This window comes from Burkholderia sp. BCC1972 (assembly GCF_905339605.1).
In the GTDB taxonomy this organism is placed as follows: Bacteria; Pseudomonadota; Gammaproteobacteria; order Burkholderiales; family Burkholderiaceae; genus Burkholderia.
Genome location: NZ_CAJPGH010000026.1, coordinates 79,352 through 105,065, shown reverse-complemented (window position 1 = coordinate 105,065; position 25,714 = coordinate 79,352). Strand labels below are relative to the sequence as shown.

The following is a 25,714-nucleotide window of genomic DNA, read 5'->3' as shown; positions in this document are numbered from 1 at the left end:
AAAATGCGCTGGAACGTCTATAGTGGGTTACGGTTCGACACAATCACGACTGCGCGCTTCCCTATCGAACAGGGTAGAATTCCGCCAAACGCCTTGTGGACGAACACGCCACACACACGCACAACATATTCTCTGACGCAGGCTCCTGCCGCACCTCAATGGCCAATCCCGCAGAATCCCATCCGCAAAACGACTTCATCAATTCGGCGCGCAAGGAACGTAAGCGCGTTGAAATCTATCTCGTCAACGGCATTCGTCTGACGGGGTGCATCGAGTCGTTCGACCAGTACCTGGTGATGCTGCGCACCCCCGTGGGTCTGCAAGGCATCTACAAGCGCGCGATTTCCACCATCCAGCTCGACACGGGCGGCTCGCGCCCGGGCGGCGGCGGTCCCCGCGGCCCGCGCACGGGCGGTCGCCCCGGCGGCCGTGAAGGCGGTGGTCACAGCCCGTACGGCTCGCACGGCGGCCCGCGCGAATCGCGCGGCGACGGCGGCGGCTACGGTTCCCGCGAACCGCGTGAAGGCTATGGCTCGCGCGAACCGCGCGAAGGCTACGGTGCGCCGCGCGAGCCCCGCGAACCGCGCGAAAGCTATGGCGCGCCGCGCGACAGCGGCGACGCATCCGGCAACACGTCGTCGTCGGATTCCCGCGGCGGCAACGGTCCGGTGATCGTCACACGCCGCCGGCGAATCGTGCCGGACGGCCAGTAAAACAAAAGGGCAAGCCAAACGGCTTGCCCTTTTTGCTGGTGCAGCCGGCGCGGCATGTCGCCGCACCGCTGCCGGGTTCAGCGTGCCGTCGTCGGCAGGCCCGCGTCGGCCTCACGCTGCAGCGAACGCACCTGCTGCTGCAACGCGCGCAATTGCGACTGGAGCTCGGCCTGCTGCGCCTGCAATGCCGCCGTCTCGTTGCGTACGTTCTTCTGGCGATCCGCGACCGCCGCCTGCTGCTGGCGTGCGATCGAGATATCGGCCTGCAGGCGCCGTGCGCGATCCTGCGTGACCTCGATCTGCTTGTCCATTTGCGCCTTCTGCGATTCCAGCTTCGCCGCCCGCAGTTCGTTGACGGCCAGCCGCTCCGCCTGACGCGAGAAATCGCGATAGATCGCTTCCGCGCGCGTTTCGTCGTACGTCTTGATCACGCGCCAAAACGCCTTCTGCTGGAACAGCGCGACGAAGTACGCACCGTCCTTCACGTTGAACAGCAGGCTCGCACCGTAGCTGCCGTTGTAGCTCGTGCGCATTTCCGTCAGCGAGTGCGCCTGGATCTGGCGCTGCAGGTCGTCGACCGTGCTCGGCCCCGTCGATTCGCCCGCCTGTGGCTGCACCGACGTCTGGCCCTGCTGATCGATCACCGGAATCGCCGCCACCGGCGCCGACGCCTGCTGCACCGCCGACGAATCGCTGCCGGCCAACCCCTGCGCGAACGCGCCCTGCATGCCTCCCACCAGGGCAAGCAACACGCCCACCCGCCCCAACCCCGTCATATGGCTCATGAAGTTTTATTCCCGCCCGAGTCGTTGTAATTCAGCGCGATTTTATCTCATTAATTACTCGCTTTCGCGTGTCTCGGGCTCTTCGTCGAAGATCTGATATTTGCGCATTTTTTCCCACAGAACCTTGCGGCTGATGCCGAGCTGCTGCGCCGTATCCTGACGACGCCAACCGTTTGCGTCGAGCGCCGCAATGACGCGGCTGCGCTCGTTCATGTCCCACTTGCTGCGATCGACGAACACCTCGGCCGCGCTCTCCACCGGCACCGGTTGCGCCGAATTGCGCGCGTGCGCAATCAGCCGTTGCAACCGCGCGGCATCCCACCCGCCCGTCTGCCGCACCGTCACGCCGACACGCTCGGCGAGGTTGCGCAATTCGCGTACGTTGCCGGGAAAATAGCTGTCCGCGACCGAATCCGTCAGCCAGTACGGCAGATCGGACAACTCCGCGAGCCGCTCCTCGCCGACGACCTGCGCGACGAACGACTTGAACAGCGCGATCTTGTCGACTGCGCCGCGCTCTTCCAGCGACGGAATGCTCAGCTCGATCACCGCGAGCCGGTAGTAGAGATCGGCGCGAAACAGCCCATCCTTGACGAGCTGCGGCAGCTTCTTGTTGCTCGCCGCGACCAGCCGGAAATCGACCTTGACCGGCGCCGTCGCGCCAACGCGCAGCACCGCGCCATCTTCGAGCACGCGCAGCAGCTTGACCTGCTGGTACAGCGGCAGATCGCCGACTTCGTCGAGGAACAGCGTGCCGCCGCCCGCCTGCTCGAAATAGCCTTTATGCGCAACAACCGCGCCCGTGAACGATCCCTTCGCATGACCGAAGAACAGCGATTCGAACAGGCCGTCGGGGATCGCGCCGCAGTTCACCGGCACGAATTCGCCGTGCCGGTAGCGCGAATGTTTTTCGTGCAGCAGCTGCGCGATGCGTTCCTTGCCGACGCCGGTTTCGCCGTGCAGCAACACGTTGGTGTCGCAGTCGGCAAACGTATCGACTTCGTGCAACAGCGCCTGCATCGATTCGGAGTGCGCGACGAGTTCGGACGGCCGCGACGTTTCGGCCGAGTGCGCACGCAGTTGCGTGACGAGCTTGCCGATCATGCCGCGCAGCTCGGCGCACGTGAAGTCGAGCGGCAGGATGTGCGAATAGTCGGGCGGGTACTGCGACGCGTCGTTGTCGCGCGCCGCGCCGACCCAGACCACCGGCATGCCGATGTTGGCCTGCCAGTCGCGCAGGAACGCGGCGCCGCCTTCGATCATCGTCACGCTGATGATTGCGAGCGACGGCCGCAATGCGGCGCGCTCGGGCGAGATCTCGGCGTTGTCGGCGCGGATCACTTCGACGTCGAAGCTCGCCATGCACCGGGCGACGCGGTCGACAATGTCCGCCTTGCCTTCCCAGACATACAGGTCGAGCTCTTCGATTGCGGGCGTGGTTCTCATGTTTCGGGTGCGGCTTCAGTAATTGACGAGTTGCTCGGCATTGCAGGTCAGTGACCGGTTGCGGGCGGCGGCGACGCCGCCCGCTTCGATGACGGAACGCTCAGGCATTTATTGGACAAGCATGGGATTGCCGCATTTGATCGAGTCCGGTGTGTTCGTGACATAGGCATTCCCCAGGCTCAGGCCGAGCAGGCCCGTGACCGAGGTCAGGAGCGAGTCGATCGGTTGCAGAAGGAGTGGAACGAGCGTCGTTGCCAGCGCCGTCATAATCGGCACGGTCACGACATCCAAGATGGGATTCACGACATCCGCCAGCAACGTCAACAGGCCACTGTTGGCCGACAACTTCAACGACAGGCCGCTGTTCAAGATACCTTGAACAGCGGGCGCCAGAAACTGATCCGTTCCCGTCCCGAGCATGTAAGGCGATGCCGGGCTCGGCGACGCGGACGATCCGGGCCCGGGATACGTGAACACCAACGGCGTCGGACTTTGATTGGCAACGGGAACCGTCAATTGTCCGGGCAACAGATTGACATTGATCGAGATCTGGGTGAGATCGAGGAGCCCCAGCGTCGCGACCTTGACCAGCGTTGTCAGGCCGGAAACCAGGCCGCCGAGGTTCAACAGATTGAGCAGGCTCTGCAGGTTGACGGATACCAGCGTAATTGGCGTGGCGCTACCGTTCGGCACATAGCCGCTGGGCGCGTTGAGGTTGATCGGCGTATTCGCCGAACCGCCGATGTACACGGCCACGACCCCGGTCTGCACGTTCACCTGCGCGGTCTTCGTGCCGTCCGCGGTGCAGGTGACGGACATCAGGCCCGCCGTCGCCGGCGCCACATAGGCGGTGATCGGCAATTGCACCGCGGCAAGCGGCGTCGCCGTGCCGGACGAGCAACTGCCGCCCGGAAAGACCAGCGCGCCGTTCGAGCAGGTCGACAGCAGCGAGATCGACGTATTGAGGAACACGTTCCCCTGTGCGGTCGACGTGTTGGTCGTGCAATTGGTGGTCCCGCAATTCGCCGGCCCGGGCGGACCACTCGCGGTGGTCGGCGGGTTCGCACCGAGCTTGACGGATCCCGACACGGTCACGTTGAGCAACGGTGCGAGCAAGGTCGGCGTCTGGACCGTTACGCTCGGAATGCTGACCGAATTCGTGCCGTTTGCGAGCTGCAATGCAGTCGACAGCAAGCCGAGCGCATTGACGCTGGCGTTGACGGCGGAGCTTCCCGTCGCCGTTGCAGCGGAAACCAGCTGGCCGAGCGCGATTTGCGGCCCACCGCACACGCCGCCGGAACAGAGGGCGACGACGATCGCGTTCAGCACGTTCAGGTTCGCGCCGACCAGGTTCTGCTGCGTCGCCGCCTGGACGGCCGCGTTGGCCAGTTGACCCAGCGTCACGGTACCGTTCAGCACGGACGTGCTGGTGCCGACCGGCAGATTGGCGAGAATGCCGGCCAGTTTCAGATTGACTTGCGCAAGCCCCTGATAATCGACGAGCTGCAGGCTCAGCGGATTGGGCGTACCCAGCAATGCCTGGAGCAACTGGTTCGCCAATCCACCGTTCAACGCCGCCAGCGATGTGGTCAGCGTAAAGGTGTCGGTCGGCACGCTCTTGGCAATAGCCGATCCGCCGACTGTTATCCCGCTGCGAAATATCCCGTCGATCGGCTCGGAAACCGTCACGCATACGGCGTTGACCGATTGACCATTGATCGTTCCGGGCGACAGGCCTGCACACTGACCATTGGTCGCCGCGCCCGAGGTCGGCGTAAACAGCGCATTGCCGCTGCCTTGAGGCGCGGTCCAGACACCGCACGTCACGGAGACGGTCGAATTCGCCGGCAGCGGATTCGATGCCGGATTCGCGATTCGACCGGCTGCGGTCGTCGCGGCCGTGCAGGTCGCATCCGCGCTGATTTGCGACACGGCCGAAAGCGCTGCCAGATCGGCCGCCGCCTGCATGCTGCGTCGTTCGGAATAGAAATGACCGATATCGATCGCACCCAGCATGATGAATGCAACCGACACCCAGATTGCAGCCATGACCGCAATGGTGCCGCGCTGGCGCCCCGGACGACCGGCAACGCCGCGTCGCCGCGCTGCGGGTGATTGATCTGCGCGCATCGCCGTCCCGCTTACTGCATGCCCTGACTGCTGCCCGACATGCCGCCGGCAGAACCGAGCTGCGAGCTCATCGAAGTCGGTATCTTGTTCTTGAACGAATCGAGATAACGCTGGTAGACAAGCGATGCGACGTCACCGAGCAACGGCTGCGTCGGTGCCGCCGCGCGGTTGTCACGTTGCATCGAAAGCCATTCCTTCGTCGAACGGTCGACATCGGACGCACCCGCCGTCACGGACTCCTGCCCGTATGCCGCGGCCGAACCAACCACCACGCAGACGATTGCGGCCAGCACCGCAATCCGGCCGGCATGCATGCTTCGAAGATGTTTTTTGTTGTTCATGTCGTTCCCCCGGTGCCTGTTCATTGTGCAAACCGTTGCAGCAGCGGCACGGTCTGGTCGTAGCCAAAATTGTTCGCCATCGGCGTGATCGGTGCAGACGCAGCGCGCCGTGACACGACCGGCGGCGTCGCGACCGCGCGTTGCTGCGCGCGCGCGGCTGCCGTGATTTTCGCGGCGTCGCTGACGATGTCCTTGCGGATATCCGCCGACAGATGCTGCTGGTTCATCAACTTCTGCGCATCCTGCGCGCGGCCTGCCGCAAACAGGTAGAGCGCGAGGTTGCTGACGATTTTCGGATTGCGCTGATCCAGCTCGGCGGCCTTCATCAACGGCACGCGCGCGCCGACGACATCGCCGCTGCGCAACTTCGCGTAGGCGAGATCGGACAGCATCGATGCATCGGTCGGCGCCAGTTCCGACGCCTGCGTCAGCGACTGCGCCGCACGGTCGAAATCGCCCGCTGCACCCGCCAGCAGACCGAGCCCGCGATAGCCGCGCGCGGCAAGCGGCGTCTTCAGCAACTGCGTGTAGACGGCCGCGCTCGCGGCCGGCTGATCGGTCATCCGCAGGGCATCCGCACGCAACAGGATCGACTCCGGCACGACACCGTAGGTCTTGTCATACGCGTCGATGTGCGCGAGCGACGCGTAATAGAGCCCCTGCGACTGCATCCGCTGGATCAAGCCGAGGTACATACCCGGCGTGTCCGGCACGGCCTGCTTCTGGTCGGCAGCCTGTATCAGCGCCGCACGCTCCGTCTGCGCGTTCACGCCATAACCGCTGTCCTTGGTCGCGCACGCACCCAACAGCACCACCACCGCCGCCGCGCCCGCCCGTATCGCCATTCCGCCGATCCGCTTCATCATCCTTCCTTCCGTCCTTCAGTGATGCGGCGACAACGCATGCATCACCGCCAACATGCCGGGCCCGGCCGTCACGATCAACAGCGCGGGCAACAATGTCAGCACCATCACACCGGTCATCTTCACGGTCAACCGGCCGATCCGCTCGCGCAGCATGGCGCGGCGCGTTTCGCGCAGCCGGTCCCCGAACTGCTTGAGCGGCTCCTGTACCGCGCCGCCATGCTTGTCGACCTGGATCATCAATCGCACGACCGCGCGCAGATCCTCGTTGTCGAATCCGCCGGACAACCGCTGCAGCGACTGCTCGCGCGTTCGACCCGCTGCAAACTGGCGCTGCGCGATGCCGACTTCCGACGACAGTACCGGCAACATCCCGCGAAAATCGTTCGTCACGACCTGCAGGCTCTGATCCAGCGACAGGCCGACGCCTTGCAGCAAGCGCAGCATGTCGACGAGCAACGGCAGTTCATCGACCACGCTCTGCCGCCGCGCGGCCGCACGGCGCTGCACGTAGAGCTTCGGCAACATGAAGCCCAGCCCGAAGGCGGCAAACATGCCGACCATCCAGATACCGCCCTTCACGCGCCCGCTCGCGAAGATCGCGAACAGCAGCGGCAGCGCGATCCCGAACGCAACCCGGGCGCTCAGGAACAGCCCGCGCGTGCGCGCGTCGACGTAGCCGCATTGCTCGAGCAGGCGGCGATCCTCTTCCGCGACAGCGTATTTGCCGAGCCCGGTATCGAGCCAGCGCACGCCCGCCGCCGACAGCCGGTCGAGAAAACGCTCGACACGCTGACCGCCACGTACGTCCGGTTTCGCAGGCGCATCGCTGCCCGGCGCGCCTTTCGCTTTCGCTGCCTCGAGGGCGGCCATGCGCCGGTCCAGCGCATCGACCAACGCGCGTTCGGCACGCGTCGCGGCACTCGCGCGCAGCATCGCAACCATGCCGAGCAGCAGCACCCCGAGCGCACCGACCGCCAACGCGATCGCTCCGATTTGAGTCGCTGTCATAGTCTCACCTGAGCCGAGCCATGCGATACAGCCAGACGCTGCCGGCCAGCTGCAGCAGGAACGCGATCGTGAGCATCGTCCGCCCGCTCGGGTCGTTCCACATCCCGTGCAGATACTTCGGATTGGCCATCACCACAAAGCTGCCGATCGCGATCGGCAGCATGACGAGAACGAACGCCGACAGCCGGGTTTCCGACGACATCGCCGTCAACTCACGCTCGGCCTGCTCCAGGTCACGCATGAACACGGCCATCCGCTCGAGCATCACGTCCGCGCGCCCGCCGTACTTGACCGACAGGCGCAGCACCGAGCCCACGAGTTCGAACTCCTCGGTCCGGTAGATCTTCGCGATGTGCATCATTGCGCGATCGATCTCGATCCCGCCGCGCAGCATCCGCGACACGAGATCGAGGCAGCCGCGCAACGGCTCCTCGGTCGTCAGCAGCGCAGACTGGAACGCAGCCGGCACGCTGTTGCCGAGCGTCACGAGACGCACGATCCCGTCCAGGAACGACGGGATCTGCCGGACGATCTTCAACCGCCGCCGCTGGATCCGCGAAGCGAGCCAGACGCCGAGCAGCGCGCTTCCGCAAGCGATTGCCGCCAAGCACGCCAGTACCCCGCCGCGGCTGCCGGCAATGAACGCAACCGCGACCAGCACGGCGAGTGCACCGAGCGTCTTGCCGCGCGCGTCCTCGATCCCCGCTCGACTCGCGAGGTTCGACAGATACTCGGATGCCGTCGCATACCAGTGCGCCCAGATTGCGTAGGACGAGCCACTTCGCGGCGCGCCGGGCTGCGGCACGGCGCGCGCCGCACTTGCCGCCGACGGCCGCGCCGCCGGGGCCGCGACACCGGCGCGTGCGCCCGGTTCGAGCCGGCTGTCGATGAAGCGCTTCGCGTCGGTCCGCACGCGCCGGGTCTCTGCGTGACGCCACAGCATCATCGCAGCCGCGACGCACAGCATCGCGATCGCCAGCACCCACACCATCGCGCTATACATTGAAGCCCCCGCCGCCACGGCCGAAGCCGCCGCCGAAGCCGCCACCAAATCCGCCCTCGCCGAATCCACCGCTCGTCAGCGTCTGACGGAAGCGCGCAAGCTTCGGCGAATGCGGATGAATGCCCAGCGTTTCCCAGTGGTCGACTTCCTCGCCCTCCGCCGTCACGCGCGCCTCGTAGCGATAAAGCTCCTGCGTCGCGATGATGTTGTCGGACAGTCCGGTCACTTCGGTGATCGACAGGATCCGCCGACGCCCGTTCGACAGGCGCCCGATCTGCACGATGAAGTCGATCGCATTCGCGATCTGCCGGCGCAGGCTCGACTCGGTGCCCTGGAAGCCCGCGAAGCCGGCAAGCATCTCGAGACGGTACAGGCACTCGCGCGGCGAACTCGCGTGCACGGTCCCCATCGAGCCGTCGTGGCCGGTGTTCATCGCCTGCAGCATCTCCAGCACTTCGCCGCCGCGCACTTCGCCGACGATGATCCGGTCCGGGCGCATCCGCAGCGTATTGCGCAGCAGGTCGCGAATCGACACCACGCCGGTGCCGTCGAACCCGCCCGGCCGGCTCTCGAGCCGCACGACGTGCGGGTGGTTCAGCGACAGCTCGGCCGTATCCTCGATCGTCACGACACGCTCGATCTCCGGAATGTGGAACGCGAGCGCGTTGAGCAGCGACGTCTTGCCGGAGCTCGTCCCGCCCGAAACGAGAATGTTGCAGCGTGCCTCGACGGCTGCCTGAAGCAGCGTGTTGATTTCTTCGTTGAAGGTCCCGTTGGCGAGCAGATCGGACGGCTTCAGCGGATCCTTGCGGAATTTCCGGATCGATACGACCGGACCGTCGATCGACAGCGGCTCGATCACGACGTTCACGCGGCCGCCGTCCGGCAACCGCGCGTCGACCATCGGGTTCGACTCGTCGAGACGGCGACCGATCGGCGCGAGGATCCGTCGCACGATCCGCAGCAGGTGCGCGTTGTCGGTGAAGCGCACCGGCAGCTTCGCGAGAATCCCGTGGCGCGACACGTACACGTCGTTGTAGCCGTTGATCAGGATGTCCTCGACGGCCGGGTCCGCGAGCAGGTCCTCGATCGGCCCGAAGCCCGCGAGCTCCTTCGTCAGCGCCTCGGCGACCGCGCGCACCTCGTTTTCGTTGAGCGGGATGCGGCGCAGGCGCACGAAGCTGTCGATCTCGAGGTCGACGAACTGGTTGATCGCCTGGCGGGACCATCGGCCGAACTCGGCGCCCAGCTCTTCGATGCGCGTCAGCAGGTGCTCGTGCGCGGCATTCTTGATGTCGTGGAAATGCTGCGTCTGGGAGAACGGCGCTGCGCCGTCGGCGAATTGAATGTCGTGTGCCATCGCTTACGACCGCTTGGACGAGGGTTGAATGAAGCGCTTCAGCGCGGACAGGCCGGATGCCGGACGCGGTACGGCCGATCTGGCCGATACGCCCGGCAGCCGCATGGCAAGTGACTCGAGCGCGCGTACGTACGGGTCGCGCTCCGCCATGTCGATGATGAGCCGGCCCTGGTTCGCGGCATGGCCGATCGCGACGCGTCGCGACGGCAACGTGCCGACCAGCGACAGCCCGAGACGCTCGGCGATCTGGGCGGACGTCAGGTCGAGCGCGGGGTCGTACTGGTTGACGACGAGCCGCACGCGATCGGTCTCGACACCTGCGTCGCGCAACCCGGTCAGCAGATCTGCTGCCGACACGATCGACGCGACGCCCTGATCGCAGACGAGCCACGCTTCGTCGGCCGAGCTCGTGATCTGCGCAACGAACTCGCGGTTCGAAAAACCACCGAGATCGACGATCTGCTGATCGAAGAATGCGCGGAAGCGGTTCAGCAAACCGGCGCACGACGCGTACGACACGTCGCGCAATCCGCCGAGATCGGCCGGCAGCGTCGTCAACGCGACACCGCTCTCATGCCGCGTCAACGCGGTATTCACGAAGGTCCGGTCGATGCGGCGCAGGTTGTGAACCGCATCGATGAAATGGAATTCGCAGCGGGTATTCAGGAACAGCGCGCCATCGCCTGCCGGCAGCCCCAGGTCGACGAGTGCGGTCTGGCGACCTGCAGGGGTGCCGCCGTTCGGCACGCCGCCCGCCCCCGTGCTCGACGCGCGCTTCTGCAGCCAAACGGCGAGATTCGCCGCGAGCGTGCTGACGCCCATGCCGGCACGTGCGCCAAGCAGTGCGACGAGCTTGCCGTGGCGGCTCGCCGGCTCGCCGACGTTCGCCAGCAGCCCGCGCGTCGTACGCAGCGCCTCCTCCGCCGGAGCCGACACGTCGATGAAATCACGCACGCCGGCGCGCAGTGCGGCAAGCGTGCTCTCCGGATGCGCGAGCGAACCGAGCGCGACGATCGGCAGCCCCGGGTGCGTCGCGCGAACCGCTGCGGCGGCAACGCTCGCGGCCGGGCTGCCATCCGAGAAGTCGATGAAGACGAGCGCCGGATTGAGGCCGGTGATGCGCTGTGCCAGTACCCCCGGCTCGAGCGACGCAGCCTCGACCGCGCCGGCCGACACCAGCGTATCGGCCAGCCAGCGGACATGCGCTTCCTGTTGCGATGCGCAAACGAAATAATCGGTCACGGCGGGTTCACACAATGATTGGATTCGCGCGTTCATGTCGAACACCCCCGATTACGCATGGCGTGCCGATGCATCGCAACGCGCGATGCTTCGCACTCATTTCGAAAATCCCGGCGCCGCGTCCGGCGATGCGGCGCCACCCAGATACGACTGCCAGACCGGCCCGTTGCGCTGTTCGGACAGCTCACCCGGCGTCGCAGGCAGCACCGCGCCCTTCGCGATCGGCGCGACGAGATGCGGTGTGACGATGATCAGCAGCTCTTTGTCGTTCTGCTGATAGTTCATGTTCTTGAAGAATGTCCCGATGATCGGCAGATCGCCGAGCAACGGCACCTTGCTCACGTTCGACATCGTCTGGCGGTCGATCAGGCCGCCGATCACGAAACTCTCGCCATCGCCAAGCTCGACCGTCGTATCCGCCCGACGGGTCGTGATGCCCGGCACCGCGACACCGCTGATCGTCACGCTGTTCACGAAATCAAGCTGGCTGGACTCGGGCGCAACCTTCAGCGCGATCCGCTGCGGGCTCAGCACCGTCGGCGTCAACGAGAGTCCGACGCCGTATTGCTTCCACTGGATCGCGGTCGAGCCGAGCCCTTGCGGAGACGGAACAGGAATCTCGCCGCCCGCGAGGAAGCTGGCGCTCTGTCCGGACAGCGCGACGAGCGTCGGCTCCGCGAGCACGCGTGCGAGATTGTTCGCCTCCAGCAGCGACAGATCGGCAAAGATGCCGCGCCCGGCTGCGTTTACGACCAGGTTGAAGGCCGACGCGACCGGCGCACCGAGCGTTGGAACGTACCCGCCGGTACCGGGGCCCGATCCACCGTTGTAGGACTGCACGCCACCCGGCGAAAACGAGCCGAACGAAAATCCGTTGCTCTGCTTGAAGAAATTGAAGCCGACCTGCTTGAGCACCGAGCGGCTGAATTCGACGACGCGCACATCGACCTGCACGACATTCTTGCCGGCAATCGTCGATCGATCGATCACGACCCCTTTCGCGCTCATGTTCTTGCCGACCGCGACGGCGCGATCATGCGCATCGAGCGATGCCGACGTTCCCCGCAACACCGCCGTTCCACCGTACGCATTCACGCGCGGCGTGGAGCCGTCGAGCACCGCATGCGCGGACGCATCAACGACTTCGACGTTCCAGACCGTCGGCTCGTCACGGCCGCGCTCCCACAGCATCACGTTCGTCGCACCCGGCGCCTTCGCGGTCAGCAGCACCGATCCGGAGCGGCTGCCTTTCATGATCAGCACGTCGGCGACCGCCGGATCGCCAACCGCGACGCGCTGCAGCGTGCGGCCGGCCGAAATCTGCCGTTGCGCGCCGACGGCAAGTTCGATCGTACCGTTCGCGCTGGCGAACGATGCGAATGTCATGGCCCAGATAGCAATCGCGAATGCAATCAGTGTGTTTTTCATTGTTCGTTGAACCGTCTCTCGGCCCTTTTACTTGTCGTCGCTGATATCGATGACCGTCGATGTCTGTCAGTAAGCAACCGTTTCCGACCGGCCGCCGCGAATCACCTCGATACCGCCCCCGCCCCCGCTCGGCCGCGCGGCAGGCGGCAAATGCGACGGCAACGGCGGTACGGGCACGTTGGCCACCGCGTTGCGCTGCGTGCCGGAAAGCTGCTGCAGCGACACGCCGGCTGCCGCGATCGCCGACGGCGACAGCTTGTTGTCCGTGCGCACCGCAACCGTCTGCATCGCAAGCTCGTCGTCGCGCGGGTTGCGCAACGCGAGCGTCAACCGGCCGCTCGCTTCGCCGAGCGTCAGCGCATCGACCTGCGCGGTCGGCACCGCCAGCACCGCGATGCGCACACCCGACGGCTGGCCGTTGTTGCCGTTCGTGTTGCTGCCGCTGTCGCGTTCGGCTGTCGCATCGCCGAACGACAGCACACGCACCTTCGACAACAGCAGCCGAGCCTGCGTCTGCGCGACTTCCCCGTCGAGCATCGTCGAATTACCCTCGCGCTTGAGGTTCAGGAACACGTCGACGAAATTGCCGGGACGCAGCCGGTTGCCGACTGCGTTGGTCTCGTCGACGTGGACCGCGATCGCGCGCTCGCCCGGCTGCACATCCTCGGCGAGACCCGACACCAATGCGCCCGAAACAACCGGCGACGAAGCCGGGATGTCCCGTGTCGGCACGCGGCCGACGAGTTCACCCGAATTGCTGAATGCACCGACCGGCATCAGTGCGGTCGGCTGAACCTTCAACGCGTCGGCGGTAATCGGCTGGCCCGCCGGCAGCACACGCGTGGCGATCACGACAGGCACCGGATTGGCCGCTGCGATCTGCTGCGTCGGCACGGGAGCCGGAGAACTGCGCCCGAGCATCCATGCATAGATTCCGAGCAGTACAGCAATCGCAATCAGCAGCCCCGCGATGATCTTGGTTAGGTTGTTGGCCATGTTTTGGTATGGATGCCGGAATAAAAGTCCGAGTAAGTTTTACCTGCCGCTCGATTCGTGTGTCCGCGGACCCGTCACGTCACGATGACCACCTCACAGGATCGACTGCGGGATCTGCACGACGGCCGTACCCGTCAACGGTTGCGTGATGATGGCTCCCAGGAACGGCATGGTCGTGACCCACGCTTCCGGCGAGTAGCTCACCGTGACCGTCAGGCAATAGAGCGTCGGCGGATTCGTCGTGTCGTAACTGCATTGCGGCGCCGCGACCTGCGGCGGGCTGATATTCAGCCAGCCCAGGACATTCTGTGCAGCTGTCGCCGCATTCGTCACGCGCGCAGCCAGGGTCGGCGCGTAGTTCAATCCCGCGCGCGCGCCTTCGCTGGCCGCCAGCGTCAGGCTTTGCTGAATGAGGAAGATCATCCCGAAGCTGAGGATCGCGTAGAAAATCATGAAGAACAGCGGAAAAACGATCGCGAACTCGACCGCCGTCGCCCCCCGCTGCCGCCGGCGTCCCTGCGGCTGATTCAGTCGCTTCATCGCACGCCCCCCGTTGCAATCAGATAAACGAGCCACGCCGCCGCCGGTATCGCCAGGCATGCCGCATACGGTGTCGCCCGGTATTTGCCAAGCGCCAGTGCAGGCGCCCCACGGCGCCACAATGCGCCCGGCGAGGTCCGCGACAACATAATCAGGACAACGGCATGAAGACCGGCGGCAAGGCTCGCGACAACCCAGAGCCCGAGCAGCGCGTGTGCACCGCACCACGCACCGAGCACGGCAAATGTCTTTACGTCTGCCGCGCCCATCAAGCGCAGCATGAAAAAGGGGAAAAGACCGGCCAGTCCGACCAGCATGCCGAACATGGCCTGATACAGCGAGATTCCGAATGGATTCGCATTGAAAATCGCCGCGCCAAATCCGGCGATCAACCCCGCCAGGACGAGCGAATTCGAAACGCGCCGAAATCGGATATCACTGCCGGCGACAAGCGTCACCCAGGCCAGGAATGTCCCGCTGAAAATAAGATTTGCCATCGCGCAACTGCCCGCCGCAAATATCGGCGCGAGCTGATTGCCGAGGCAATCAGCTCGCTACCGAACCAAAACGACTTTCACGCGACGTGAAGGAGTCGTTCCAATTATCTACGGAAGGTCAGCCCCAGATGGTAGCGGCCGAACAGGCTGCGGTCGTACGTGTAGTCACGCAAGTGCCGAGATTGGTGAACATGGTCCCGAGACTGCCACCGATCTGCGTCACCCCGGCGACGATCGCGACAGCTATCAGACCCGCAATCAGCCCATACTCGATCGCGGTAACCCCGTCTTCTTCCCGAAGGAAGCGAATCATCAATGCTTTCATTTTATTCCTCGTGCCTGTATTTACGATCTTTGGCCTTTTATACGTATACGTCCCCGCATATCTGGCCCTTGCCCCACGCCGTTCACCACATCTGCTGCAGCGACAACCGGGTGCGCTTTCTTTATAGGTCGCCCCGAAGGGCATTGCTCACGATTTGATGCAAGTTAACATTCGCGATAGTGACCCTCCTCGAACGTTGTGTACCGAACCGTACATTTGCTTACATCTGCTCCCGATTCTATATCCGATCCGATTTAGTTTCCAACCTCTTTTAACGACCCCACCGGAAAAAAAGTCTTCAGGAGCACAACGTATTTGTACGGCGTTTCGGTACGACTTACACATAGGATTTACGATAGGTTAGATGTGCACACCTAATCCACCAGTAAAACAATTGCCTTGTCCACCAAGCCGGCTCTCCGCCCACGTTACGCCGCACCCGTAACGCCAATGTTGTGACGTTACGTTACGAAACGGCCGAAATCGTTCTCATTCGCCAGCGCTTAAACAGATTCAACAATCTTTCAATTTCCACCACTTCCTTTCCCGACAAGGAATTGCCTCGTTTAAAACCGGTTGTCGAACTGTCGGGCGTCGAAATGGCACGACAGTTGCAGAGTAGTCCTCGCACCACTCAACACAACGCAGTTCACAACACATTTTTAATGCGAGGAAGAAATGGACATTAAGGTTATCCCTCATGGCGTGTTCCGGACGACTCTGATCGCGGCCACCGTTGCAGCCATGCTCTCCCTCTCCGCGTGCGGCGGCTCCGGTTCCATCAGCCACGGCCTCGGCGGCGGCTCGAGCTCGGGCGGCGGCACCTCCGGCACGAGCGGCACCTCGGGTACGAGCGGTACGTCCGGCACCAGCGGCAGCTCGGGCACGAGCGGTACGTCCGGCACCAGCGGCACCTCGGGTACGAGCGGCACGTCCGGCACCAGCGGCACGTCGGGCACGAGCGGCACGTCCGGTACCAGCGGAACCTCGGGCACGAGCGGTACGTCCGGCACCTCCGGTGTGTCGGCGAACCCAGTGGGAACTGTCCTCGCAAGCACCAGCAATATCGTCACGACTGCCGGCGGCGCCGTCTCCAATCTCGGCTCCGCCCTCGGCAGCCAAACGCTGCCGGGCGTCAATCCTGCCACGACGCAAGCCGCAGGTGGCATCGTGCAAAGCGTCGGCGGCGCGGTGACCGCACTCGGCAACGGCCTCGGCAACGGTCTCGGCCAGCTCGGCGCAACGAAGGATCCGGTCGGCACCACGCTCGCCAGCACGGGCGGCGTAGTCAACCAGCTCGGCGGCGCCGTCACGCAGACCGGCGCGCTGGTCACGAGCCTCGGCAGCGGCCCGCTGTCGCCGCTTGCTCCGGTCACGGGGGCCGTCGGCGGCCTCGTGTCGACACTCGGCGGCGCCGTGTCGAACGGCGGCACGACCCTTGGCAATGCGCTGTCGACCGGCCCGATCCAGCAAGTCACGCAGACGGTCAGCTCGGCCATCACGCCGATCACGACGATGGTCGGCCAGACGACCCAGACGATCGGTACGGCGACCGGCCTCGGCGCCCCCGTCAACACGCTGCTCGGCACGGTCGGCAACGGACTGAACCAGGCCGGCGCGCTGCTCGCGTCGACAGGCGGCAACCCCGTCACGACAGGCCTCGGCAACACCGTCTCGGCCACGGGCAATACCGTGAAGACCGTCGGCGGCCTGCTCACGGGCGGCACCGGCGGCGTGACCAATCCGCTCGCACCGCTCACGGGCCTCGTCTCCACCGTCACGGGCGCTCTCGGCGGCGCAACGGGTGGCGGCAGCGGTCCGCTCGCTCCGGTCACCGGTCTCGTCTCGACGGTTACCGGCGCTCTCGGCGGCGCAGCAGGCGGCGGCAGTGGCCCGCTCGCTCCGGTCACCGGCCTCGTCTCGACGGTTACCGGCGCACTTGGTGGCGTAGCAGGCGGCGGCAGCGGCCCGCTCGCTCCGGTCACCGGCCTCGTCTCCACGGTCACCGGCGCACTCGGTGGCGCAGCAGGCGGCAGCGGCAGCCCGCTCGCACCGGTTACCGGCCTCGTCTCGACGGTCACCGGCGCACTCGGCGGCGCAACCGGCGGAACGAGCGGCAGCCCGCTTGCACCGGTCACAGGTCTCCTCGGCGCAGTCACGGGTGCCCTCGGCGGCGTGACGGGCGGCGCAGGCGGCACCAGCCCGCTCGCCCCGGTGACGAACGCCGTCTCGACGGTCACCAGCACGGTCGGCGCACCGGCACTGAGCGGCGGCACGGGCGCCGTCACGAACTCGGGCTCGACGTCGAACCCACTCGCGCCTGTCACGTCGCTGATCGGCGGCCTGCTCGGCGGCACGCACGGCAAGTAATCCGGCATCCATTCATCGAAAAGACAGCGAGGAGTCCATCATGTCCCAGCAACGTTTCATCACGACCGTCACCCTGCGCCAGTGGCGCGTGCCCCTCACCGCCTTCGCCGCAGCCTGCCTGCTGGCCGCCTGCGGCGGCGGCGGTGTCAGCGCGACGCCGTCCAGCAGCAGCAACAGCAATCCGAGCACGAGCGGCACGCCCAGCACGAGCGGCACCAGCGGCACGTCGACCGGCACCAAGGGCGTCGTCAGCACGGTTGGCCAGACGGCCACGGACCTCGGCAGCACGGTCGGCAACATCAGCCTGCCGGGCCTCGGCGACGGCGTGACGAAGGGAGTCGGCAGCACGCTCTCCAGCACCGGCACGATCGTCGGCGCAGCCGCCGATGCCGTGAGCAACGGGCTGGGACAGATCGGCTCGACGAAGGATCCGGTCGGCACGACGGTTGCCGGCCTCGGCAATGTCGTCGGCGCGACGAGCAACACGGTGTCCGGCTTGAGCTCGACGGTGAAGGCGCTCGGCACGGGCCCGCTCGCGCCGCTCGCTCCGGTCACGACGCCGGTCGGCACCGTGCTCGACACGGTCGCCAACGGCCTGACGGCCGCCGGCACGACGATCGGCTCGACGCTGTCGTCGGGCGCAGTCCAGCAGGTCACGCAACCGATCAGCTCGGCGATCACGCCGCTCGTGATCACGGCCGGCCAGGTCACACAACAGGTCGGCACGACGACCGGCCTCGGCCAACCCGTCTCCGGCCTGCTCGGCCAGATCGGCGGCGCGATCAGCTCGGCAGGCAAGCAGGTGGGCGGCACGTCGAGCCAGCCGCTCGTCGGCGACGTCGGCCAACTCGTGACCGCGGTCGGCAACACCGTGACCAACGCAGGCGGCCTCGTCAACCCGAACGGCCCGAACGGCGCAGCACCGATCCCCGGCCTGATCACGAGCCTCGTCGGCGGCTCGACGGCAACCGTCCAGAACGGCACGTCGTCGGGCTCCAGCTCGACGAACCCGCTCGGCGGCCTGCTGTCCGGTCTCGGCTCGACGCCGCTCGGCTCGCTCACGGGCGCACTTGGCGGCGCAACGGGCGGCGCGGGCAGCGGCCCGCTCGCTCCGGTCACGGGCCTCGTGTCGACGGTCACCGGCGCACTCGGTGGCGCGGCAGGCGGCAGCGGCGGTCCGCTCGCCCCCGTCACGAATCTCGTGTCGACGGTCACCGGCACGCTCGGCGGCGCAACAGGCGGCGCAGGCAGTGCAAACCCTCTCGCGCCCGTCACCGGTTTGCTGAATACTGTCACCGGAGCAGTGGGCGGTGCAGCAGGATCGGGAGGCGCGAGCCCGCTCGCGCCGGTCACGTCGCTGGTCGGCGGTGTCACGGGCACGGCATCGTCGGGTAGCGGCTCGACGGGCCTGCTGGCACCGGTAACGGGGTTGCTGGGCACGCTGGGTAGCGTTGGCAAGTAAGGAGGACGGCCGCACCATCGCAGCCGGAGCGAATGGCGCGGCCGTACAAACACAACCGGCATGGCGGCACGCGGCGCGCGACACCCTGGTGTCGCGCGCCGGCATTACAAAGAAGACGAAAAGCAAGGCCTACGAGGAAGAACAATGAAATCCAGACTCGACAGATGGATGATGCTGCTCGCCATCGCGGCAGCAGGCACGGCACATGCACAATCGCGCGTCGGCGGTAACCCGCTCGACTCCCTGCCCCAGATCAACGCACCGAAGACCGGCCCGAACGTGACCGTGCAGGTCGCCCCGCAAGCGCCGCAACTGCAGGAGCTGCTGTCGCGACACCTGACGCCGTCGACGTTTCAGGTCGAAGGCGTGAAGTCGGTGCCGTTCGAGGAAATCTCGCGTCGCTTCACCCCGCTCGTCGGCAAGGACATCACGATCGGCGACCTGATCGAAACCGCCAACGGCGTGACGAAGCTGTACCAGGAACGCGGCTACGCGCTTTCGTTCGCGTTCGTTCCCGCGCAGACGTTCGAGAATGGCGTCGTGCGCATCACGGTAGTCGAAGGCTATGTGTCGGACGTCAAGATCACCGGCAAGCCCGGTGCGATGGAACCGAAGATCCGCGCGATCGCTGCCCACATCACGGACGATCGCCCGCTGCGCCGCGCGACGTTCGAACGCTACGTGAACACGTTCGGCCTGCTGCCCGGCCTCACGGTGAAGGCGAATGTCCCGCCGCCGCAAACCACCGATGGCGCCACGACGCTCGAACTCGCGGTCGACCGCAAGCCGTTCAACATCGGCACCGGTATCGACTTCAACCACCCCGGCGTCCAGGGCCTCATCACCGCGACCGAAAACGGCCTGACGCGGTTTGGCGAGCAATTGAGCATCTCGGCGCTCGCGCCGCCCGGACGTGACAAGCAGACCTACTTCGCGTTCAGCGGCGCGGTACCTGTCGGCAGCAGCGGCCTGATCACGCGCCTCGACGCAAGTACGTATCGCGGCAAGCCGACCGACAACCCTGGGCTGCCGTCTTATGTGCAGCGTACGGTCAAGAACGAGAAGCTTGGTCTTTCGGCATCCTATCCGATCTTGCTGAACAACCAGCGCAGCCTGCTCGGGACCGTGTCGGGCTACGCGTCGCACAACGAGGACCGCTACCAGAACCAGATCAACGGCGCGACCCTCGATACGCGCTCGCAGGTCCGCGTGCTGCAGATGCAACTCGACTACACGAGCGTCCAGCCGAAACAGGTCCAGAAGCTGAGCGTCAATGTCGCGAAGGGTTTCAACATCCTCGGCGCGTCGAAGGCGCAGGACATCACCGTCGGCTCGACGACGACCTCGGTGGGCAACCCGATTTCGCTGACCTTCGTCCGCACCGGCGCGACTGTCACGCAAACCAACGAATGGCCGTTCCGGATCGGCACGTCGGTTTCGCTGACCGGCCAATACAGTCCCGATTCGCTGCCGACGTCCGAACAGATCTCGTTCGGCTCGACGCGCTACGCGCTCGGCTATCAGCCTGGCGAAGCGTCGGGCGACTCGGGCTGGGCGATGTCGCTGGAGGTCAACCGCGGCTTCACGCCGGGCTGGACGTATCTGAAATCGATCACGCCGTACGTGGCCTACGACATGGCGCGCGTGTATCTGCACTCAGGCACGCCGTCGCCGAACCGCATGTCGTCGGTCGGCATCGGTGTGCGGTTGTCCGACAGCCGCTTCTACAGCCTCGACCTGAACGTTGCGAAGCCGATCGGCGACGCACCCGTCGAAAGCGCGTCGCGCAGCCCGCGCATCAACGCCGCATTCTCGTATCAGCTGAACTGATCGGACACCAAACAGCCCGCGTCACGCGGGCTGTTTCGATTAGAGTCCCCTCTATCAAACGTGGCGCGCGGTTTCACGTATTCTGGCGAAGCTCGCAACATGCCCGCCCCATGCAGACGGGCGTGCGGGCGAATCGAACACGACATGCAAAACAAGGAGGACGACAATGATTCAACTGACCCGCCCGTTGCGTGCAATCGCCGTTGCCGGCGCACTGCTCGCCTGTGCAGCCCCCACGTTCGCACAAGCCGACAATCCCGTCGGCATGTGGCAGACGATCGATGACAACACCCATCAACCGAAGGCACTCGTACAGATCGCCGAGGACGGCGACGGTGCGCTGACGGGCAAGGTCGTCAAGGGCCTCGGCGCGAACGATACGCCCGATCGCCGCTGCACCGCCTGCACGGACGAGCGCAAGGATCAACTCATCAAGGGCATGACGATCATCAAGGCAATGAAGAAGGAAGGCGACCACTGGGACGGCGGCAACATCCTCGACCCGGAGAACGGCAAGGTCTACAAGTGCAAGATGACGCTTGAAGACGGCGGCCAGAAACTCGTGGTGCGCGGTTACATCGGCGTATCGCTGCTCGGCCGGTCGCAGACCTGGATTCGCCAGCAATAACGCAGCGCGCGCGAAAGCGCACGGCTCAATGAAAAATCGGCCTGCGACGAAGTCGTCAGGCCGATTTTCTTTGGGTGCGGGCGCAACAGAAACCGACTGGCATCACGCCGCACGCTTCAGCGAGTCGGGCGCATAGCCGCCCGGTGTGCGATACGCGGGTACCGCGTTGCTGCGCGCCTCTGCCGCCTTCGATTGCGTGTGCTTGCGCATTCGCGCGGACAACTCGTTGCACAGATTCACGCCCGAATCGCCATAGAGCTCACGCATCACGCTCAACAGCGTGCCCGTCTCGTGCCAGACCTTGAAGCGGCGATGGCATGTCTGATACGACGGGTAACGGCGCGGCATGGCGGACCACGTCGCGCCGCTGTAGATCACCCAGAGCACGCCGTTCAGGACGGCCCGCGTATTGGCTAGCGGACGGCCGCGCAACTCGGTGCGCGGCTGCATTTCGGGCAGAAGCGGCGCAACGCAGCGCCACTCGTGGTCGGTCAGATCGCGATACGGTGTCATGGACATCTCCAGCCTTGGTAACCATGACACAACGATATCGGCTCACCTCAACGATGAATATAAGACAAATCCGAAAATACCCCGAGATTGCATGAATTTGACCGGAATTGACGTTTGAATCCCGTCAATTACCGGACAACGCAATCAGGTCAGCGACGTGTCGACGATGCGACGCGGCGTTTCGAGATACTCCTTCGACTGCATCTCGACGATTCGCGACACCGTGCGCGCAAATTCGTTGGCCATCGGGCCTTCGACGTACAACTGCTCCGCCGGCACCGCCGCGGACATCAGCAGCTTGACCTTGTGGTCGTACAGCACGTCGATGAGCCACGTGAAGCGACGCGCCTCGGACGCCATCCGCGGCGACATCTGCGGCACCTCGGACAGCACGATCGCATGGAAGCGGCTCGCCAGTTCCAGATAGTCGTTCTGCGATCGCGGGCCGCCGCACAGCGTCGCGAAGTCGAACCAGACGACACCGTCCGCCTTGCGCAGCGCCTTCAGTTCGCGTTTCTCGATATGCAGGATCGGGCTTTCATCGGGTACCGCCGCGAGCTTGCCGAACGCATGGCGCAATTCGCGATCGGCGTCCGCGCCGAGCGGCGTGTGATACATCTTCACCTGCGCGAGCGTGCGCTGGCGATAATCGACGCCTGCGTCGACGTTCAGCACGTCGAGCTTGTCCTTGATCAGCGCGATCGCCGGCAGCATGCGGTCGCGATGCAGGCCGTCCGGATACAGGTCGTCGGGATCGTAGTTGGACGTCATCACGAACTGCACGCCGTTGTTGAAGAGGCGGTCGAGCAGACGGTACAGGATCATCGCGTCCGCAATGTCCGACACGTGGAATTCGTCGAAGCAGATCAGCCGGTAGCGCTTCGCGATGCGCCGCGCGAGTTCGTCGAGCGGATCGGCCTGCCCTTTCAGTTCCTCGAGCTCGCGATGCACTTCGCGCATGAATTCGTGGAAATGCAGGCGCGTCTTGCGCTGCACGGGCACGACCGCATAGAAGCTGTCCATCAGGAAGCTCTTGCCGCGGCCGACGCCGCCCCACAGGTAGACGCCGCGCGGGAGGTCCGGATGATTGATGAGCTTCTTGAACGCGTTCGAGCGACGCGCCTTGTACTCGACCCACTCGTCGAAGCAGCGCTGCAGGCGATCGACGGCCGCGCGCTGGGCGGGATCGGACTGATAGCCGCGCGTGGTCAGTTCGCGCGTGTAGTATTCGGTGACGTTCATCGGGCAAACCGGAAAGAACGAAGGCGAGCGGGAAACCCCGCCCGCCTTCGTCAAGAGACGGCTGCGCCGGCCGACGGCCGGCAGGCGCTACGCCGTGCTCAGCTGTTCAGCGAGCGCTTGTCGACGGCGAGCGCCGCTTCGCGCATCACTTCCGACATCGACGGGTGCGGATGGCAGATGCGGGCGATGTCTTCCGACGCCGCCTTGAATTCCATCGCCACCACGGCTTCCGCGATCAGGTCCGACGCATTCGCGGCGATCACGTGCACGCCGAGCAGTTCGTCGGTCTTCGCATCCGCGATCATCTTCACGAAGCCGTCCGGCGCGTTCATGCCGAGCGCGCGGCCGTTGATCGAGAACGGGAACTTGCCCGACTTGATCTCGCGGCCTTCCGCCTTCAGCTGCTGCTCCGTCTTGCCGACCCATGCGATTTCCGGGTACGTGTAGATCACCCACGGAATGCAGTTGTAGTCGATGTGCGGCTTCTGGCCGTCGATCACTTCCGCGACCAGCACGCCTTCGTCTTCCGCCTTGTGCGCGAGCATCGGGCCGCGCACCACGTCGCCGATCGCGTACACGTTCGGCACTGCCGTACGGCAGTGGTCGTCCACGTCGATGAAGCCACGCTCGTTCGCCTTCAGGCCGATTGCCTCGAGGCCGAGGTTGTCGGTGTTCGGCACGCGGCCGACCGACACGATCAGGCGGTCGGCGTCGAGCGTCTGCGCGTTGCCGTCCTTGTCCGTGTAGGCGATCGACACACCGCTGTCGGTCGCCTTCACTTCACCGATCTTCACGCCGAGATGGATGTCGAGGCCCTGCTTCTTGAACAGCTTGGCCGCTTCCTTCGCGAGCGCTTCGTCGGCTGCGCCGAGGAATGCCGGCAGCGCTTCGAGCACCGTCACTTCGGCACCCAGGCGGCGCCACACCGAGCCGAGCTCGAGGCCGATCACGCCTGCGCCGATCACGGCGAGCTTCTTCGGCACCGAGTCGAACGTCAGCGCACCTTCGTTGTCCGACACGATCTTGTTGTCGACCGGGATGCCCGGCAGGTGACGCGCCTTCGAGCCCGTCGCGATGATCACGTTCTTCGCGGTGACGACTTCGGTTTCACCCTCGCCGCTCACTTCGATCTGTACGCCGGCGTCCGTCTTGCCGGTGAACTTGCCATGGCCCTTCAGCCAGGTAATCTTGTTCTTCTTGAACAGGAACTCGATCCCGCTCGTCATCTTCTCGACGATCGCATCCTTGCGGCCGAGCATCTTCGCGACGTCGATCTTCACGCCGTCGACCGTGATGCCGTGGTCGGCCAGGTGATGCGACGTGTTCTCGAACTCTTCCGACGATGCGAGCAGCGCCTTCGACGGGATGCAGCCGACGTTCAGGCAGGTGCCGCCGAGCTTCAGCGCGCCGGCCGGGTTCTTCCACTTCTCGATACAGGCAACGGTCTTGCCGAGCTGCGCGGCGCGAATCGCGGCGATGTAGCCGCCGGGGCCGGCGCCGATCACGACGACGTCAAATTCCTTGGACATGACAATCCTTTCTACTTGTGCGCCCGCGGGTTCGCGCATGTGCGCGAACCCGCGGAGCGGGTCAATGCAGTGAGACTCGGCTTACAGGTCGAGCAGCAGGCGGGCCGGATCTTCCAGCGCATCCTTCATCGCGACGAGCGACAGCACGGCTTCGCGGCCGTCGATGATGCGGTGGTCGTACGACAGCGCGAGGTAGTTGATCGGACGGATCACGATCTGGCCGTTCTCGACGACCGGACGTTCCTTCGTCGCGTGCACGCCGAGGATGGCCGACTGCGGCGGGTTGATGATCGGGGTCGACAGCATCGAACCGAACACGCCGCCGTTCGAGATCGAGAACGTACCGCCCGTCATTTCCTCGATCGACAGCTTGCCGTCCTTCGCCTTCTGGCCGAATTCGGCGATCTTCTTCTCGATCTCGGCGAGGCTCAGCTGATCCGCGTTGCGCAGGATCGGCACGACGAGGCCGCGCGGCGAGCCGACAGCGATACCGATGTCGAAGTAGCCGTGGTAGACAATGTCGTTACCGTCGATCGACGCGTTCACGAGCGGGAACTTCTTCAGCGCGTGCACGGCCGCCTTCACGAAGAACGACATGAAGCCGAGCTTCACGCCGTGTTCCTTCTCGAACTTGTCCTTGTACTTGTTGCGCAGTTCCATGACCGGAGCCATGTTCACTTCGTTGAACGTCGTCAGGATCGCGTTGGTCTGCTGCGATTCGAGCAGACGCTCGGCGATACGCGCACGCAGGCGCGACATCGGCACGCGCTGTTCCGGACGGTCGTTCAGCCACGTCGCTGCCGATGCCGGCACCTTCACTTCCGGCAGTGCCGGCTTCGCAGCAGCGGTCTTCGCCGGTGCGGCGGCCGGAGCCGCCTTCGGTGCGCTGCCTGCTGCCAGCGCGTCGCCCTTCGTGACACGGCCGTCGCGGCCCGAACCTGCGACGTCGCCCGTCGACAGGCCCTTCTCGGCCAGCAGCTTCGCTGCTGCCGGCGATGCGGCGGCCGAGCTCGATGCCGTTGCGGCGGCCGGCTGTGCGGCCGGTGCGGCTGCGGCAGGCGCTGCTGCCGGCTTGACTTCGGCGGCACCTGCCGCTGCTTCGGCAGCACCTGCCTTCGCTTCGGTGTCGATCGTCGCGATCAGCTGATCGGCAACCACCGTGTCACCGTCGTTCTGCAGCACTTGCGCGAGCACGCCCGCTGCCGGTGCCGGCACTTCGAGCACGACCTTGTCGGTCTCGAGTTCGATCAGGATTTCGTCCTGCGCAACTGCTTCGCCCGGCTTCTTCTTCCACTGCAGCATGGTCGCTTCCGAAACCGACTCCGAAAGCTGGGGGACTTTGACTTCTACGATAGCCATGTGATTTTCCTGGATGCTTAATCTGGGGTGTGACGAGGTTCGTGCGATTCCTTCGGCCGATGCGGCGCGCCACGCGCCCGGCAGGCCAAGGAAGACGGGAA

At 65.2% G+C, this 25,714-nt stretch carries 23 protein-coding genes; 5 read left to right on the top strand and 18 right to left on the bottom strand.

The features are described 5' to 3' along the window. Nucleotides 1-158: 158 nt before the first annotated feature. Complete coding sequence (gene hfq, locus U5798_RS29420; RefSeq protein ID WP_124455042.1) at nucleotides 159-713, top strand: RNA chaperone Hfq; 555 nt, start codon at nucleotides 159-161, stop codon at nucleotides 711-713. Between the two features lie 77 nt (nucleotides 714-790). Here the strand turns inward: hfq and U5798_RS29415 are convergent, their stop codons facing one another. From U5798_RS29415 to U5798_RS29350, 14 genes are all read right to left on the bottom strand, one after another. Then, on the bottom strand, nucleotides 791-1,498 hold the full coding sequence (locus tag U5798_RS29415; protein WP_124454875.1) for a DUF2968 domain-containing protein: 708 nt from the start codon (nucleotides 1,496-1,498) through the stop codon (nucleotides 791-793). A gap of 54 nt (nucleotides 1,499-1,552) precedes the next feature. After that, nucleotides 1,553-2,944 (bottom strand): sigma-54 dependent transcriptional regulator, encoded by a 1,392-nt coding sequence (locus U5798_RS29410; RefSeq protein ID WP_322084002.1) that lies wholly within the window; start codon nucleotides 2,942-2,944, stop codon nucleotides 1,553-1,555. 108 nt (nucleotides 2,945-3,052) lie between these two features. Continuing rightward, on the bottom strand, nucleotides 3,053-5,074 hold the full coding sequence (locus U5798_RS29405; protein WP_322084001.1) for a pilus assembly protein TadG-related protein: 2,022 nt from the start codon (nucleotides 5,072-5,074) through the stop codon (nucleotides 3,053-3,055). 11 nt (nucleotides 5,075-5,085) lie between these two features. After that, entirely contained in the window at nucleotides 5,086-5,415 is a 330-nt protein-coding gene (locus tag U5798_RS29400; RefSeq protein ID WP_322084000.1) for a DUF3613 domain-containing protein, read from the bottom strand. Between the two features lie 20 nt (nucleotides 5,416-5,435). Then, nucleotides 5,436-6,278 carry a pilus assembly protein gene (locus U5798_RS29395; protein WP_322084014.1) on the bottom strand — a complete coding sequence of 281 codons (843 nt, stop codon included), beginning with the start codon at nucleotides 6,276-6,278 and terminating at the stop codon, nucleotides 5,436-5,438. Nucleotides 6,279-6,296: 18 nt separating this feature from the next. Further along, nucleotides 6,297-7,289, bottom strand: coding sequence for a type II secretion system F family protein (locus tag U5798_RS29390; RefSeq protein ID WP_322083999.1), 993 nt, complete (start codon nucleotides 7,287-7,289; stop codon nucleotides 6,297-6,299). 4 nt (nucleotides 7,290-7,293) lie between these two features. Then, complete coding sequence (locus tag U5798_RS29385; protein WP_322083998.1) at nucleotides 7,294-8,292, bottom strand: type II secretion system F family protein; 999 nt, start codon at nucleotides 8,290-8,292, stop codon at nucleotides 7,294-7,296. Beyond that, nucleotides 8,285-9,652: a CpaF family protein gene (locus tag U5798_RS29380; RefSeq protein ID WP_322083997.1), complete on the bottom strand. Its 1,368-nt coding sequence runs from the start codon at nucleotides 9,650-9,652 to the stop codon at nucleotides 8,285-8,287. Before U5798_RS29380 ends, U5798_RS29385 begins: the two co-directional genes overlap by 8 nt. A gap of 3 nt (nucleotides 9,653-9,655) precedes the next feature. Further along, nucleotides 9,656-10,930, bottom strand: a complete 1,275-nt coding sequence (locus tag U5798_RS29375) for a fimbrial protein (protein ID WP_322083996.1) — start codon at nucleotides 10,928-10,930, stop codon at nucleotides 9,656-9,658. A 60-nt stretch (nucleotides 10,931-10,990) separates the two neighbouring features. Next, complete coding sequence (locus U5798_RS29370) at nucleotides 10,991-12,322, bottom strand: type II and III secretion system protein family protein (protein ID WP_322083995.1); 1,332 nt, start codon at nucleotides 12,320-12,322, stop codon at nucleotides 10,991-10,993. A 66-nt stretch (nucleotides 12,323-12,388) separates the two neighbouring features. Continuing rightward, complete coding sequence (cpaB, locus tag U5798_RS29365; RefSeq protein WP_322083994.1) at nucleotides 12,389-13,318, bottom strand: Flp pilus assembly protein CpaB; 930 nt, start codon at nucleotides 13,316-13,318, stop codon at nucleotides 12,389-12,391. A gap of 93 nt (nucleotides 13,319-13,411) precedes the next feature. Then, nucleotides 13,412-13,858 carry a TadE family protein gene (locus U5798_RS29360; protein WP_322084013.1) on the bottom strand — a complete coding sequence of 149 codons (447 nt, stop codon included), beginning with the start codon at nucleotides 13,856-13,858 and terminating at the stop codon, nucleotides 13,412-13,414. Beyond that, complete coding sequence (locus tag U5798_RS29355; RefSeq protein WP_322083993.1) at nucleotides 13,855-14,355, bottom strand: prepilin peptidase; 501 nt, start codon at nucleotides 14,353-14,355, stop codon at nucleotides 13,855-13,857. The genes U5798_RS29360 and U5798_RS29355 overlap by 4 nt, the downstream gene beginning before the upstream one ends. Nucleotides 14,356-14,473: 118 nt before the next feature. Further along, nucleotides 14,474-14,680, bottom strand: a complete 207-nt coding sequence (locus U5798_RS29350; RefSeq protein ID WP_322083992.1) for a Flp family type IVb pilin — start codon at nucleotides 14,678-14,680, stop codon at nucleotides 14,474-14,476. 678 nt (nucleotides 14,681-15,358) lie between these two features. On the opposite strand from U5798_RS29350, the gene U5798_RS29345 reads away from it, so the two are divergent. The 4 genes from U5798_RS29345 to U5798_RS29330 all read left to right on the top strand — a co-directional run bounded on the left by U5798_RS29345 (nucleotide 15,359) and on the right by U5798_RS29330 (nucleotide 20,970). Then, nucleotides 15,359-17,050, top strand: coding sequence for a collagen-like triple helix repeat-containing protein (locus tag U5798_RS29345; RefSeq protein ID WP_322083991.1), 1,692 nt, complete (start codon nucleotides 15,359-15,361; stop codon nucleotides 17,048-17,050). A gap of 40 nt (nucleotides 17,051-17,090) precedes the next feature. Continuing rightward, nucleotides 17,091-18,512 (top strand): collagen-like triple helix repeat-containing protein, encoded by a 1,422-nt coding sequence (locus U5798_RS29340; RefSeq protein ID WP_322083990.1) that lies wholly within the window; start codon nucleotides 17,091-17,093, stop codon nucleotides 18,510-18,512. A gap of 144 nt (nucleotides 18,513-18,656) precedes the next feature. Continuing rightward, nucleotides 18,657-20,342: a ShlB/FhaC/HecB family hemolysin secretion/activation protein gene (locus U5798_RS29335; protein ID WP_124454851.1), complete on the top strand. Its 1,686-nt coding sequence runs from the start codon at nucleotides 18,657-18,659 to the stop codon at nucleotides 20,340-20,342. Nucleotides 20,343-20,508: 166 nt separating this feature from the next. Then, the gene (locus U5798_RS29330) at nucleotides 20,509-20,970 is read left to right on the top strand and encodes a DUF2147 domain-containing protein (RefSeq protein ID WP_124454850.1); all 462 of its coding nucleotides are present in this window, start codon (nucleotides 20,509-20,511) and stop codon (nucleotides 20,968-20,970) included. A 102-nt stretch (nucleotides 20,971-21,072) separates the two neighbouring features. Here the strand turns inward: U5798_RS29330 and U5798_RS29325 are convergent, their stop codons facing one another. From U5798_RS29325 to odhB, 4 genes are all read right to left on the bottom strand, one after another. Then, nucleotides 21,073-21,483 carry a transposase gene (locus U5798_RS29325; RefSeq protein ID WP_322083989.1) on the bottom strand — a complete coding sequence of 137 codons (411 nt, stop codon included), beginning with the start codon at nucleotides 21,481-21,483 and terminating at the stop codon, nucleotides 21,073-21,075. Nucleotides 21,484-21,627: 144 nt separating this feature from the next. Then, nucleotides 21,628-22,725 (bottom strand): cell division protein ZapE, encoded by a 1,098-nt coding sequence (gene zapE / locus U5798_RS29320; protein WP_322083988.1) that lies wholly within the window; start codon nucleotides 22,723-22,725, stop codon nucleotides 21,628-21,630. A 98-nt stretch (nucleotides 22,726-22,823) separates the two neighbouring features. Next, nucleotides 22,824-24,254 carry a dihydrolipoyl dehydrogenase gene (gene lpdA / locus U5798_RS29315; RefSeq protein WP_322083987.1) on the bottom strand — a complete coding sequence of 477 codons (1,431 nt, stop codon included), beginning with the start codon at nucleotides 24,252-24,254 and terminating at the stop codon, nucleotides 22,824-22,826. A gap of 81 nt (nucleotides 24,255-24,335) precedes the next feature. Continuing rightward, nucleotides 24,336-25,613 carry a 2-oxoglutarate dehydrogenase complex dihydrolipoyllysine-residue succinyltransferase gene (gene odhB / locus U5798_RS29310; RefSeq protein ID WP_124454841.1) on the bottom strand — a complete coding sequence of 426 codons (1,278 nt, stop codon included), beginning with the start codon at nucleotides 25,611-25,613 and terminating at the stop codon, nucleotides 24,336-24,338. Nucleotides 25,614-25,714: the final 101 nt, after the last annotated feature.

Excerpts from the sequence above, each read along its gene's own strand:
- U5798_RS29345 (WP_322083991.1), top strand. The coding sequence starts at position 15,359 with ATGGACATTAAGGTTATCCCTCATGGCGTGTTCCGGACGACTCTGATC.
- U5798_RS29340 (WP_322083990.1), top strand. The coding sequence starts at position 17,091 with ATGTCCCAGCAACGTTTCATCACGACCGTCACCCTGCGCCAGTGGCGC.
- U5798_RS29400 (WP_322084000.1), bottom strand. The coding sequence starts at position 5,415 with ATGAACAACAAAAAACATCTTCGAAGCATGCATGCCGGCCGGATTGCG.
- U5798_RS29375 (WP_322083996.1), bottom strand. The coding sequence starts at position 10,930 with ATGAACGCGCGAATCCAATCATTGTGTGAACCCGCCGTGACCGATTAT.
- U5798_RS29355 (WP_322083993.1), bottom strand. The coding sequence starts at position 14,355 with ATGGCAAATCTTATTTTCAGCGGGACATTCCTGGCCTGGGTGACGCTT.
- odhB (WP_124454841.1), bottom strand. The coding sequence starts at position 25,613 with ATGGCTATCGTAGAAGTCAAAGTCCCCCAGCTTTCGGAGTCGGTTTCG.
- U5798_RS29395 (WP_322084014.1), bottom strand. The coding sequence starts at position 6,278 with ATGAAGCGGATCGGCGGAATGGCGATACGGGCGGGCGCGGCGGCGGTG.
- hfq (WP_124455042.1), top strand. The coding sequence starts at position 159 with ATGGCCAATCCCGCAGAATCCCATCCGCAAAACGACTTCATCAATTCG.
- U5798_RS29415 (WP_124454875.1), bottom strand. The coding sequence starts at position 1,498 with ATGAGCCATATGACGGGGTTGGGGCGGGTGGGCGTGTTGCTTGCCCTG.
- U5798_RS29325 (WP_322083989.1), bottom strand. The coding sequence starts at position 21,483 with ATGACACCGTATCGCGATCTGACCGACCACGAGTGGCGCTGCGTTGCG.
- lpdA (WP_322083987.1), bottom strand. The coding sequence starts at position 24,254 with ATGTCCAAGGAATTTGACGTCGTCGTGATCGGCGCCGGCCCCGGCGGC.
- U5798_RS29410 (WP_322084002.1), bottom strand. The coding sequence starts at position 2,944 with ATGAGAACCACGCCCGCAATCGAAGAGCTCGACCTGTATGTCTGGGAA.
- U5798_RS29380 (WP_322083997.1), bottom strand. The coding sequence starts at position 9,652 with ATGGCACACGACATTCAATTCGCCGACGGCGCAGCGCCGTTCTCCCAG.
- U5798_RS29370 (WP_322083995.1), bottom strand. The coding sequence starts at position 12,322 with ATGAAAAACACACTGATTGCATTCGCGATTGCTATCTGGGCCATGACA.
- zapE (WP_322083988.1), bottom strand. The coding sequence starts at position 22,725 with ATGAACGTCACCGAATACTACACGCGCGAACTGACCACGCGCGGCTAT.
- U5798_RS29330 (WP_124454850.1), top strand. The coding sequence starts at position 20,509 with ATGATTCAACTGACCCGCCCGTTGCGTGCAATCGCCGTTGCCGGCGCA.
- U5798_RS29385 (WP_322083998.1), bottom strand. The coding sequence starts at position 8,292 with ATGTATAGCGCGATGGTGTGGGTGCTGGCGATCGCGATGCTGTGCGTC.
- U5798_RS29390 (WP_322083999.1), bottom strand. The coding sequence starts at position 7,289 with ATGACAGCGACTCAAATCGGAGCGATCGCGTTGGCGGTCGGTGCGCTC.
- U5798_RS29405 (WP_322084001.1), bottom strand. The coding sequence starts at position 5,074 with ATGCGCGCAGATCAATCACCCGCAGCGCGGCGACGCGGCGTTGCCGGT.
- U5798_RS29360 (WP_322084013.1), bottom strand. The coding sequence starts at position 13,858 with ATGAAGCGACTGAATCAGCCGCAGGGACGCCGGCGGCAGCGGGGGGCG.
- U5798_RS29350 (WP_322083992.1), bottom strand. The coding sequence starts at position 14,680 with ATGAAAGCATTGATGATTCGCTTCCTTCGGGAAGAAGACGGGGTTACC.
- cpaB (WP_322083994.1), bottom strand. The coding sequence starts at position 13,318 with ATGGCCAACAACCTAACCAAGATCATCGCGGGGCTGCTGATTGCGATT.
- U5798_RS29335 (WP_124454851.1), top strand. The coding sequence starts at position 18,657 with ATGAAATCCAGACTCGACAGATGGATGATGCTGCTCGCCATCGCGGCA.